Annotated in this window: 11 protein-coding genes; 3 read left to right on the top strand and 8 right to left on the bottom strand. The window is 66.6% G+C overall.

All coding sequences use genetic code 11. The annotated features are described in order from the left end of the window. Nucleotides 1-25: 25 nt before the first annotated feature. Nucleotides 26-991 (bottom strand): nitronate monooxygenase family protein, encoded by a 966-nt coding sequence (locus tag AAIL68_RS02965; RefSeq protein ID WP_347138000.1) that lies wholly within the window; start codon nucleotides 989-991, stop codon nucleotides 26-28. A 145-nt stretch (nucleotides 992-1136) separates the two neighbouring features. Between AAIL68_RS02965 and otsB the strand changes: the two genes are divergently transcribed. Both otsB and AAIL68_RS02975 read left to right on the top strand, forming a co-directional pair. After that, on the top strand, nucleotides 1137-1883 hold the full coding sequence (otsB, locus tag AAIL68_RS02970) for a trehalose-phosphatase (RefSeq protein ID WP_347138001.1): 747 nt from the start codon (nucleotides 1137-1139) through the stop codon (nucleotides 1881-1883). After that, nucleotides 1883-3238: a trehalose-6-phosphate synthase gene (locus AAIL68_RS02975; protein ID WP_347138002.1), complete on the top strand. Its 1356-nt coding sequence runs from the start codon at nucleotides 1883-1885 to the stop codon at nucleotides 3236-3238. The genes otsB and AAIL68_RS02975 overlap by 1 nt, the downstream gene beginning before the upstream one ends. Before the next feature lie 39 nt (nucleotides 3239-3277). Here the strand turns inward: AAIL68_RS02975 and AAIL68_RS02980 are convergent, their stop codons facing one another. The 5 genes from AAIL68_RS02980 to folK all read right to left on the bottom strand — a co-directional run bounded on the left by AAIL68_RS02980 (nucleotide 3278) and on the right by folK (nucleotide 8556). After that, entirely contained in the window at nucleotides 3278-4618 is a 1341-nt protein-coding gene (locus AAIL68_RS02980) for an esterase-like activity of phytase family protein (RefSeq protein ID WP_347138003.1), read from the bottom strand. 92 nt (nucleotides 4619-4710) lie between these two features. Next, nucleotides 4711-5346 carry a DUF2062 domain-containing protein gene (locus tag AAIL68_RS02985; RefSeq protein ID WP_347138004.1) on the bottom strand — a complete coding sequence of 212 codons (636 nt, stop codon included), beginning with the start codon at nucleotides 5344-5346 and terminating at the stop codon, nucleotides 4711-4713. A 40-nt stretch (nucleotides 5347-5386) separates the two neighbouring features. Then, nucleotides 5387-7501: a bifunctional (p)ppGpp synthetase/guanosine-3',5'-bis(diphosphate) 3'-pyrophosphohydrolase gene (locus AAIL68_RS02990; protein WP_347138005.1), complete on the bottom strand. Its 2115-nt coding sequence runs from the start codon at nucleotides 7499-7501 to the stop codon at nucleotides 5387-5389. A 31-nt stretch (nucleotides 7502-7532) separates the two neighbouring features. Beyond that, complete coding sequence (gene rpoZ, locus AAIL68_RS02995; RefSeq protein ID WP_347138006.1) at nucleotides 7533-7886, bottom strand: DNA-directed RNA polymerase subunit omega; 354 nt, start codon at nucleotides 7884-7886, stop codon at nucleotides 7533-7535. Nucleotides 7887-7956: 70 nt separating this feature from the next. Then, on the bottom strand, nucleotides 7957-8556 hold the full coding sequence (gene folK / locus AAIL68_RS03000; RefSeq protein ID WP_347138007.1) for a 2-amino-4-hydroxy-6-hydroxymethyldihydropteridine diphosphokinase: 600 nt from the start codon (nucleotides 8554-8556) through the stop codon (nucleotides 7957-7959). A gap of 105 nt (nucleotides 8557-8661) precedes the next feature. Here folK and AAIL68_RS03005 point away from each other — a divergent pair, with 105 nt between their 5' ends. Further along, nucleotides 8662-9213: an NYN domain-containing protein gene (locus tag AAIL68_RS03005; RefSeq protein WP_347138008.1), complete on the top strand. Its 552-nt coding sequence runs from the start codon at nucleotides 8662-8664 to the stop codon at nucleotides 9211-9213. A 54-nt stretch (nucleotides 9214-9267) separates the two neighbouring features. Here AAIL68_RS03005 and AAIL68_RS03010 read toward each other — a convergent pair whose 3' ends face one another. Beyond that, nucleotides 9268-10911: a CTP synthase gene (locus AAIL68_RS03010; RefSeq protein ID WP_347138009.1), complete on the bottom strand. Its 1644-nt coding sequence runs from the start codon at nucleotides 10909-10911 to the stop codon at nucleotides 9268-9270. 167 nt (nucleotides 10912-11078) lie between these two features. Then, entirely contained in the window at nucleotides 11079-11555 is a 477-nt protein-coding gene (gene secG, locus AAIL68_RS03015) for a preprotein translocase subunit SecG (protein WP_347138010.1), read from the bottom strand. Nucleotides 11556-11618 lie beyond the last annotated feature (63 nt).

The following is an 11618-nucleotide window of genomic DNA, read 5'->3' on the forward strand; positions in this document are numbered from 1 at the left end:
GGGGCGCAGGACCGATCCGCAAAGGTCAGCCGCAGATTGCGGCCTTCGCGGCGGCGTATTCGGCGGCCAGCCGGTCGATGCGGGTGGCGGCGGGCACGATGTCGCGGACCGCACCGATCCCCTGGCCCGACCCCCAGATCTGGCTCCAGGCCTTGGCCTTGGCCGCGCCCCCGCCGAAGTTCATGGAGGACGGATCGGCGCTGTCCAGATGGTCGGGATCCATCCCCGCCGCCCGGATCGAGGGCGCGAGGTAGTTCCCCGAAACCCCCGTGAACAGCGACGAGGTGACGATGTCGCCCGCCGCGCTGTCCACGATCATCTGCTTGTAACCCTCGGGCGCGTTTGCTTCCTCCGTCGCGATGAAGGGGCTGCCGATATAGGCCAGATCCGCCCCCATCGCCTGCGCCGCCAGCACCGCGCGCCCCGTGGCGATGGCGCCGGACAGCAGCAGGGGGCCGTCGAACCAGTCGCGGATTTCCTGGACCAGGGCAAAGGGCGACAAAGGCCCGGCATGGCCCCCCGCGCCCGCCGCGACCGCGATCAGCCCGTCCGCGCCCTTCTCGATGGCCTTTTTCGCAAACACGTTGTTGATGACATCATGCAGCGCGATGCCGCCGCAGTCATGGGCGGCCTGGTTCACCTCGACCCGCGCGCCCAGGGACGTGATCCAGATCGGCACCCTGTGGCGGTGGCAGAGCTCGATGTCGCGTTCCAGCCGGGCATTGCTGCGATGGACGATCTGGTTGACGGCAAAGGGCGCCGCGGGCCGGTCCGGGTTGGCCTGGTTGTGGCGGTCCAGTTCCTCGCTGATGCGCGTCAGCCAGGCGTCCAGCAGGGGCGGCTCGCCTTCCTTTTCGCGCGCGTTCAGCGCCGGGAAGCTGCCGACGATGCCTGCCTTGCATTGCGCGATCACCAGGTCCGGCCCCGAGACGATGAACATGGGCGAGGCCACGACGGGAATGCGCAGGTTGGACAGGATGGGGGGCAGCATGGGATCCTCCGTTTGCGGCACGATGGCGCCGGGGCAAGCCTGTCGCAAGCCATGACGCGGCGGAAAAACCGCCTTGAAGATGGACCCAACATGCTTTCCAGATCGTTAAGACCATTGATTTTGTTGCAAAGGAGAGTGCGCGCCGATGCAGCCGCTTGCCCCGAACCTTCCCCCTCTGCCCGCCAATGCCGCCCTGTTCCTTGATTTTGACGGCTGCCTGGTCGAGATCGCGCCCCGTCCCGATCTGGTGGCGGTCCCGGCGGGCCTGCCGCAGCGGCTGGCGCGGCTGCATGACCGGTTGGGCGGGGCGGTGGCCTTGGTCTCGGGGCGCGACATCGCCGACCTGCGGTCCTGGCTGCCGGATTTTCCGGGCGCGGTGGCGGGCAGCCACGGGGCGGAACTGTCGCTGGATGGGCAGGTGATCCAGAAGACGCACGCTGTCGATCTGGACGTGGCCGCGCTGCACCGCGCCGCCGCTGACGCCGTGGCGGACAGCCCCGCGATCCTGGTCGAACGCAAGCCCCATGGCGTCGCCCTGCATTACCGCGCGGACCCGTCTCTGCGCGTGGTGGTCGAGGAGGTGATGCAGCAACTGGCCGATGCCCATCCCGAGATGGTCCTGCAGCCTGCCAAGATGGCGGTGGAACTGCGCCCCAGTGGCACCGGCAAGGATGGCGCCCTGGACCGGCTGATGGCGCTGCCGCCCTTTGCGGGCCGGGAGCCCGTCTATGCCGGGGACGACCTGACGGACGAGGTGGCGATGGCCCGTGCCCAGGCCTTGGGCGGATGGGGCATCAAGATCGGAGAGGGCGAGACGGTGGCCCGTTACCGCCTGCCCAACCCCGCCGCCCTGGCCCGCTGGCTGGATGGTGCCTTGGCGGAGGCCAACTGATGGCGCGTCTGGTTGCCGTTTCGAACCGCATCCCGTTGGGCGACAACCCTTCCGGCGGTCTGGTCGTCGCGCTGGAGGACGCGTTGCGCACATCCGGCGGGCTGTGGGTCGGCTTTTCGGGCGAGACGGTCGAGGAACCGTCGGACGACCTGGCCTTCCACGAAGGCGCGGGTTTCGGGCGGGCCTCCTTCGATCTGACGGCCGAGGATCACGACAGCTATTACCTGGGCTATTCCAATTCGGTCCTGTGGCCGGTCTGCCATGCCCGCGCGGACCTGATGCGGATCCAGCCGGAATATCTGGAAGGCTATCGCCGGGTGAACGAACGCATCGCCCGGATGCTGGTCCCGCATCTGCGTCCCGACGACCGCATCTGGGTGCAGGATTACCAGCTTTTCCCCCTGGCGCAGGAATTGCGCAGGCTGGGGGTCACGGCGCCCCTTGGGCATTTCCTGCACATCCCCTTTCCCGGCCCGACCGACTGCGCGACCCTGCCCAACCCGGACGAACTGTTCACCTGGCTGTCCCATTACGATCTGGCAGGTTTCCAGGCGCAGCGGGATCTGGAGAATTTCGCCGCAAGCGCACGCAGCCTGTCGGACTTTGCGCAGCTTTCCGACAACCGCTTCCGCATCGACGGGCGCGACATGCAGGCGGGCGTCTTTCCCATCGGCATCGACGCCGAGGCCTTCATCGCCGAGGCAGAGGCCGCGCGCGAGGAAGACCGGATGCGCAGCGTGACCCATGCGCAGATGATGATCGGGGTGGACCGGCTGGATTACTCCAAGGGCATTCCGCAGCGGTTCCGGGCCTTCCAGGCGCTGCTGGACAGTGATCCCGACCTGACCGAGCAGGTGATGCTGCTGCAGATCGCCCCGCCCACGCGGGAATCCGTCGATGCCTATCAACAGATCCGCGAGGAAACCGAACATCTGGCGGGCCGCATCAACGGCCAGTTCGCGACCGTCAACTGGACGCCCATCCGCTTCATCCACCGTCCGATCCCGCGCAATGAATTGGCGGGCCTTTACCGGCAGGCGCGCATCGGTCTGGTGACGCCCTTGGCCGACGGGATGAACCTGGTGGCCAAGGAATATGTCGCGGCCCAGGATCCCGCCGACCCCGGCGTGTTGATCCTGTCGCGCTTTGCCGGCGCCGCCGAACAGATGCAGGATGCGCTGATCGTCAACCCCCATGACCCCAGCGAGATGGCCCAGGCCATGCGCCAGGCCATCGACATGCCCTTGGAGGAACGCCAGGCGCGCCATGCCGCCCTGCTGCGCTGCGTGGTGGAGCGCGATGTCGGCTGGTGGTCGAGGGCCTATCTGGAGGCCTTGGCGCAGGCGCGGGCCTGACGGCAGGGTGCGGGGGGCACGAAGCCCCCGCCCGTCATCTCAACGCGCCGAAAGCAGTTCCGGCACGGACAGCAGGACGAATTCGTTGTCCGCCGCCTTGCCGATCTCTCGCCCGCCCGAGAAGGGCAGGTTGTTGTCGTTGGCGACCAGGATATGCGTGTCGTCCACGCGGGCCACGTCCTCGATGGTGAAGAAGGGGAAGGTGAAGGTGCCGTCGGTGGCCACGCCCGCAGGGGCCTTGCCATCAGGATCGGCGATGTCCAGCAGATCGACATGGCCGATGCGGCGGATGAAGCCGTCGGCGTCCGTGCTGGCGGTATCGACCAGTACCACGTTCTTGACACGCGCGGGCTGCGGATAGCAGGCGGATTGATCCTCCGCGCCCTCGGCGCAGGCGCGCGCGGCATCCCCCTCGCCATTGTCGCGCTCGATCACCAGGGCGCGGGTTTCGTCGATGAAGTTGAAATCACCGATGGCCGTCGCGCCCTCCGACAGCCAGAAGCGGAAGCTGTCGCCGGTCCAGTCGCCCGCCGCCGTGTCAAAGGTCATCACGCGCAGGAAGTCGCCCTCGGGCTGGCCCCCCTTGCCCAGCAGCGGCTTTTCCAGCATGGCCCACAGCAGGTTCGTGCCGGGCTGCAGCGCCATGCCTTCGTAGCCGCCGGACCGCTGGACGCGGAAGTCCACGCCCGGCTGGGCCGGCACGACGACGCCTGGCGTGTCGGGGCCCGCCAAGGCCTCGCCATCCAGCATGGTCTGGTGGACCGACAAGACCCGGCCGTCGCGCGCGACGCGCAGGATGAAGGGGCCGAATTCATCCCCGATCCACAATTCGTCGTTCAGGAACTGGATGCTTTCGGGATCGAAATCGGCGCCGGTCAGATAGCGGCTGTCCGTCCCTTCATTGGCGATGCGGAAGGGCACCTTGCGGTCGGGATCGCGCAGGAACACGGTTTCCTGCCGCGTCACGCGGCCGCTGGTGAAATCCGGCTGCATTCGGTGGAAGAACAGCATCGCGTCGGGGCTGTTGATCTTGCTGCCGAAACCGTTGTCCGTCAGGGCGAACCAACCGCCATCCTCGGCCCGGTTCATGGCAAGCCCCGACATGCCCTGCACCGGCTGGCCGATGAAGGGCAGCGAGATGCCCGTCTTGTGCCCGCCATAGGCCGGGCCCACATCGCCCTCGACCGACATGGGATCTTCGTTCCGCTGCTTGCCGGTGAACTTGCCCGATACCCACAGATCGCGCGGGGCGTCAGCGGGCGGCGTCACCATCGTGAAGGCGGGCAGGGTGGCGTGGCCTGCCAGGGTGGCGGGAAACACCTCCTCGGACAGGGCGGGGGCGGCGGTGGAACAGGCCAGCAGGGCAAGGATAAGGCGCATTGGTCGGAGTCCTTCGTTTCGTCACGAAGCCGACCCGTTAAGGCGCGAAGATGACAGCCACGCGGCGGGGATGTGGCGGTCGGATGACGCCGCTACTTGCGCCGGTCCTGGTCCGGCGCGCCTTGCACCCGCGCGATCCGCTTGGCCATCGCCAGCGACTTGCGCCGGTGATAGCGCCGTACGACCGGGATCGTCAGGTAATAGGACGCCACCGCCGCGACCCCGCCCAGGACCGCGCCGCCCGCGGCATAGGGCAGGAAAATCTCGTGCCAGAACTCGGACAGCCCGCTCCAACTGGTGGGGCCGGGGCCGAAGGCCGAGATGACGTTGTGCCAGGTCTCGGCCGTCGCATGGGCGAATTCGCGAAAGATCACCTGCGGCGACATGTCGCCCGGCAGGCCCAGCAGCGTCCGCCCCAGCCCGACGGATGCCAGCGCGATGAAGGGCGTCGTCAGCGGGTTGCCCGTGAAGGTGCCCACGAAGGCCGCCAGCACATTGCCCCGGATCGCCAGCGACACCAGGGCCGCGACGATGAAGTGGAAGCCGTGCAGGGGCGAGAAGGACAGGAACACCCCCGCCGCCATGCCGCGCGCGATGCGGTGCGGCTGGTCGGGCAGGCGGCGCAGGCGGTGCCACAGATAGGTGGTCGAGCGTCGGAACCCGCCCGGAGGATAGACGAATTCGGTGGCCACTTGCCCATAGCTGCGCGGTTTGCTGCGCTTGAACACGAATGCGATCCCCCCGGCCTACCGAATGCGACAGCCCGCGTCAGGGTTTCATCGCAACGTCGCGGATGCGCGCGACCTGGGCCACGTCGCTTTCCGCTTCCAATGCGGTCAGCAGGTTGTGCAGATGTTCCTGATCGCGCAACTCGACCTCGATCCCGATGCGGTAGAAGTCGGGCTTGCGGTCGATGAATTCAAGGTTCGAGATATTGGCCCCCTGCGCGCCGATCAAGCTGCAGATGCGGCCCAGGACGCCCGCGTCATGGCGGATCGTCAGGCTCAGCAGGGTGGAATAGGCAGCCGGATGGCGGCCCGCGCGCCATTGGACATCGACCCAGCGGTCGGGGCTGTCCTCGAACTCCGCCAGCACGGGGCAGTCGATGGCATGGATGACCACGCCCTTGCCGCGATAGGTGATGCCGACGATGCGTTCGCCCGGCAGGGGGTTGCAGCAGGGGGCGCGCTTGAAATCGGCATCGGCCTCGACCCCGGCGAAGGGGCGGGCGCCGTCGATCTCGTCCTGGTGGGCGGCCAGGTCGGGCCAGAGAACCTGCAGCACCTCCTTGGCGGAGTTTTCCGCGCTGCCGATGCGGGCCAGCAACTCGTCCCCGTCGGCCAGGCCCATCTGCCGGGCGGCGGTGCGCAGCGCCTTGTCCGTGACCTTGCGGCCCACATGTTCGAAGCTGACGCGGACCAGTTCGCGGCCCAGGCGGATGAAGCGGTCGCGGTCCTCCTCGCGCAGGGAGCGGCGGATCGCGGCCTTGGCGCGGCCGGTCACGACGATGTCCAGCCAGGTCGATTGCGGCCGCTGCCCCGAGGCCGAGATGATGTCCACCGACTGGCCGTTCTTCAGCCGCGTCCACAGCGGCACGCGGATCCCGTCCACCTTGGCGCCGACGCAGGAATTGCCCAGGCGGGTGTGGATCGCATAGGCGAAATCGACCGGCGTCGCGCCCTTGGGAAGCTGGATCACGTCGCCCTTGGGCGTGAAGCAGAAGACCTGGTCCTGGTACATCTCCAGCTTGACGGCTTCCAGGAACTCGTCGTGGTTCTCGCCCTCGAAACGGTCGGTCAGGCTGTCGATCCATTCGGCGGGATCGACGGCGAAGGGGTTCTTGGTGCGCACGCCGTCGCGATAGGCCCAGTGGGCGGCGACGCCTGCCTCGGCCACCTCGTGCATCTGGCGGGTGCGGATCTGCACCTCGACCCGCTTGCCGTCACGGCCCGATACGGTGGTGTGGATCGAGCGGTAGCCGTTCGATTTGGGCTGGCTGATGTAATCCTTGAACCGCCCCGGCACCGCGCGCCAGCGGTGATGAATCACGCCAAGCGCGCGATAGCAGTCCATCTCGGACCGGGTGATGATGCGGAAGCCATAGATGTCGGACAGGCGCGAGAAGGCAAGCTGCTTTTCCTGCATCTTGCGCCAGACGGAAAAGGGCTTCTTGGCGCGGCCGAAGACCGTTGCCTCAAGCCCCTCGCGTTCCAGTTCGATGCGGATATCGGCGGTGATCTGGCCGATGATGTCTCCCGAATCGCGTTGCAGGCTGACGAAGCGGCGGATGATGGAATTGCGCGCCTCGGGGTTGATGACCTTGAAGGCCAGATCCTCCAGCTCCTCGCGCATCCATTGCATGCCCATCCGGCCCGCCAGCGGCGCGAAGATGTCCATCGTCTCGCGCGCCTTCTTGACCTGCTTTTCAGGACGCATGGAGCGGATGGTGCGCATATTGTGCAGCCGGTCGGCCAGCTTGACCAGGATCACCCGCAGGTCGCGCGACATGGCCATGAACAGCTTGCGGAAATTCTCGGCCTGCTTGGACTGCGCGCTGGACAGTTCCAGGTTGGTCAGCTTGGTCACGCCATCGACCAGTTCCGCGATCTCGGTCCCGAAGGTCGCGGCCAGTTCCTCCTTGGTGGAACGGGTATCCTCGACCGTGTCGTGCAGAAGGGCGGTGACGATGGTGGCGTCGTCCAGCCGCATTTCCGTCAGGATGGCGGCGACGGCGATCGGGTGGGTAAAGTAAGGCTCGCCCGAATGGCGGAACTGGCCTTCGTGCATCCGCATCCCGTATTCATAGGCATCGCGGATCAGGGTGGCGTTGCAGCGCGGGTTGTAGTTGCGGACAAGCGCCAGAAGGTCTTCGACGTCGATCATGTCCCTGCCGAAGACCTCGTTCCTCAATGCCTCAACGCTGGTTGGCTTCCAGCATCATGCGCAGCATCCGTTCCTCGGATTCCTCGTCGGCGGGCTTGGGGCGGTCGATTTCCGCGCCCAGCAGCAGGGCCATCGCGTCTTCTTCCGGCTCATCGACCTCGATCTGGGTCTGGGTCGATTCGATCATGCGCTCGCGCAGCTCGTCCACGGGCTGCGTTTCCTCGGCGATCTCGCGCAGGGCGACGACCGGGTTCTTGTCGTTGTCGCGGTCCACGGTGGGGGCGCTGCCCGCGGCGATTTCGCGCGCGCGATGCGAGGCCAGCATGACCAGATCAAAGCGGTTCGGGACCTTGTCGACGCAGTCTTCAACCGTTACGCGGGCCATGTCTCACCTGTGCAGTTGCGAATCGGATATCCGGGCGAAACCGAGGATGTGGACGCCGCAAGCAGAAATGTCAAGGCTTGGACAGCCCCTGGCCCAAGGGCAGCGGCACCATTCCCGACAAGGCGTCGGGGCCAAGTTCCGCCAGCATCCGCGACACGGTCTTTCCCGTCAAGGGGTGGCGCCAGCCGGGCGCGATCTCGGCCAGGGGGGCCAGCACGAAGCCGCGGTCCTGCAGGCGGGGATGGGGCAGGATCAGGCGGTCCGGCGTTTCCACCCGCTGGCGGTCGAGGGGCAGGCCGACCCAGCGGCGCAGCATGTCGGGATCGGGCAGGATCAGGTCGTCCAGGGCGATCAGATCCAGATCCAGCGCCCGCGCCGACCAGCGGCCCGTACTGCGGTCGCGGCCAAAGCGCGCCTCGATCCCGTGCAGGCGGTCCAGCAGATCGGGCGCCGTCAGGCCGGTGCGAATCACCGCCGCCGCATTGGCATAGTCCGGTCCCGATCCGGGCGGAAAGGCCGGCGTGCGCCAGATCCGGCTGGCCGAGGCGACGGAAATGCCGTTTCCCTCATGCAGGATCAGCAGCGCATCGCGCAGCGCCTGGACGGGGTCGCCCGCGCCGGACGGCAGATTGGCGCCGAGCGCGATGATACCGAAAGACAAGTTTTCCATGGGCCCCCGTTCGTTCTATGACTAGGTTGCGGCCGGACCGATAGCGCCAACTTCCTCTTGGCGGGTCCGCGTCTTGAACGAGCAGTCCCATTGAAGGCAAGCAGAATGTTTTACAAGGATGATCGCCTGGCGATCTTCATCGACGGAGCCAATCTTTACGCCTCGGCCAAGGCCCTGGGCTTCGACATTGATTACAAGCTGTTGCGGCAGGAATTCGACCGTCGCGGCAAGCTGATGCGCGCCTATTACTACACCGCCCTGATGGAGGGAGAGGATTATTCCCCGATCCGCCCGCTGGTGGACTGGCTGCACTACAACGGCTATTGCGTGGTGACGAAGCCCGCCAAGGAATACACGGACGCGCTGGGCCGCCGGAAGGTCAAGGGCAACATGGACATCGAACTGACCATCGACGCCATGCAGCTTGCCCCCCGGCTGGACCATGCCGTGCTGTTTTCCGGCGACGGGGACTTCAAGCCCCTGATCGAGGCCCTGCAGCGCCAAGGTGTGCGCGTATCCGTGGTGTCCACCATCCGCAGCCAGCCGCCGATGATCGCGGACGACCTGCGCCGCCAGGCCGACAACTTCATCGAACTGGACGCGCTGCGCGACATCGTCGGGCGCCCGCCGCGCGAACAGCAGCCGGCCGAGGGATGAGAAGACCGCGCCCGGCCCTGCGGCCGGGCGTCGTAGAAAGGCAAGGACGCTGGCCTAGACCAGCCGCCCTTCCTCCATCGCCGCGCGCACGAAGCCCGCGAACAGCGGGGCCGGTTCAAACGGCTTGGACTTCAGTTCGGGGTGCGACTGCACGCCGATGAACCAGGGGTGGTCGGCATATTCGATCACCTCGGGCAGCTTGCCGTCGGGCGACATGCCGGAAAAGCACAGGCCCGCCTGTTCCAGTTGGTCGCGATAGGTCGCATCGACCTCATAGCGGTGGCGGTGGCGGTCCTCGATTTCCGTGGCGCCGCCATAGACTTCGCTGATCTTCGAATCCGGCGTCAGGATGGCGGTATAGGCGCCAAGCCGCATGGTGCCGCCCTTGTCGTCCGTCACCTTGCGCTGCACGGTATAGTTGCCCTGCACCCATTCCTTAAGGTGATAGACCACGGGGGTGAAGCGCGTCTTGCCCGCCTCGTGGTCGAATTCCTCGGATCCCGCGTCGGGCATCCCGGCCAGGTTGCGCGCGGCCTCGATCACGGCCATCTGCATCCCCAGGCAGATGCCCAGGTAGGGCACCTTCTTCTCGCGCGCGTATTTCGCCGCCGCCACCATGCCTTCGGTGCCGCGCTCGCCGAAGCCGCCGGGCACGATGATGCCGTGGTATCCGTCCAGCAGATGCGCGCCTTCGCCTTCCAGCTTCTCGCTGTCCACCCAGTCGGCCTTGACGCGGACGCGGTTGGCCATGCCGCCATGGGTCAGCGCCTCGGCGATGGATTTGTAGGCGTCCTCAAGCTGCGTGTACTTGCCGACCACGGCGATGTTCACCTGGCCTTCGGCATTTTCCAGCCGGTCCATCACGTCTTCCCATTTCGACAGGTCGGGACGCGGGGCGGGGCTGATCTGGAAGGCATCCAGCACGGCGCCGTCCAGGCCTGCGCGGTGATAGGCGAGCGGCGCCTCATAGATCGACTTCAGGTCATAGGCGGGGATCACGGCATCCGGGCGGACATTGCAGAACAGCGCGATCTTGGCGCGTTCCTTTTCCGGGATCGGGTGTTCGGACCGGCAGACCAGCACGTCGGGGGCAAGGCCGATGGATTGCAGTTCCTTGACGCTGTGCTGCGTGGGCTTAGTCTTCAGTTCCCCGCTGGCCGACAGATAGGGCAGCAGCGTCAGGTGCATCAGGATGCACTGGCCGCGCGGGCGTTCGTGGATGAACTGGCGGATCGCCTCGAAGAAGGGCAGGCCCTCGATGTCGCCCACGGTGCCGCCGATCTCGCACAGCATGAAATCAACCTCGTCGTCGCCGATGGCGATGAAGTCCTTGATCTCGTTGGTGACGTGCGGGATCACCTGGATGGTCTTGCCCAGGTATTCGCCGCGCCGTTCCTTTTCCAGCACGTTGGAATAGATCCGCCCGGAAGACACGCTGTCGGTCCGGCGCGCCGACACGCCCGTGAAGCGTTCGTAATGGCCCAGATCCAGGTCGGTTTCCGCGCCGTCATCGGTCACGAAGACCTCGCCATGCTCGAAGGGCGACATGGTGCCGGGATCGACGTTCAGATAGGGGTCCAGCTTGCGCAGGCGCACGGTATAGCCCCTGGCCTGCAAAAGCGCGCCCAGAGCCGCCGAGGCCAGGCCCTTGCCAAGCGAGGACACGACGCCGCCGGTGATGAAGATGTAACGCGCCATGAGGCCCCCGTGATTCTTGAAAGCGTGATTTCGCAAATTCTGAATGGTTGCGGGTCGCCCTGCGACCAGCATCACGGGAGCCAAGATATAGTCGATTCGCCCCGTGGTCGCAAGGAACCGCAAGTTGATGTGGGGCGAAAAGACGCCGCCCCCAGTTGTGGTATGACTTAGTTCGCCGGGGCCTCGGCCGGTGCCGCAGGCGTTGCCGCAGGTTCGGCCGCAGGCGGTGCCACAGGTTCGGCCGCCGGTGCCGCTGCTTCGGGCACGGCGGTATCGGCCGCAGGCGCATCCGGCGCGGGCGGGGTCAGCGGATCGCCTGCCGTCCCGGTCGAGGGTGGCGGCACATAGGCCGGAACCTGCGGCAGCGTGGATTCCTGACGGCTGGCCGGGACGCCCAACTGGTCCATGATCGAACTGTTGGACACCTGCCGCGCGGCGATGATGGTCAGCGCGATCGAGGTCACGAACAGCGCGATGCCGAAGATCCAGGTCAGCCGGGTCAGCGCGTTGGCTGCCTGGCGGCCGGTCATCACGCCGCCACCGCCGCCCATGCCAAGCCCGCCACCCTCGGACCGTTGCAGCAGCACCACCCCGGTGAGCAGCACCGCGAGGATCAGATGGATGGTCAGGACGACGTTTTCCACGGCTTTCGGCCTTTCGCTTTCGGACGCGCCTATCTAGTCATCCGGGCGGATGATGGCAAGCAG

The organism is Paracoccus sp. SSK6 (assembly GCF_039770665.1).
Taxonomy (GTDB): domain Bacteria; phylum Pseudomonadota; class Alphaproteobacteria; order Rhodobacterales; family Rhodobacteraceae; genus Paracoccus.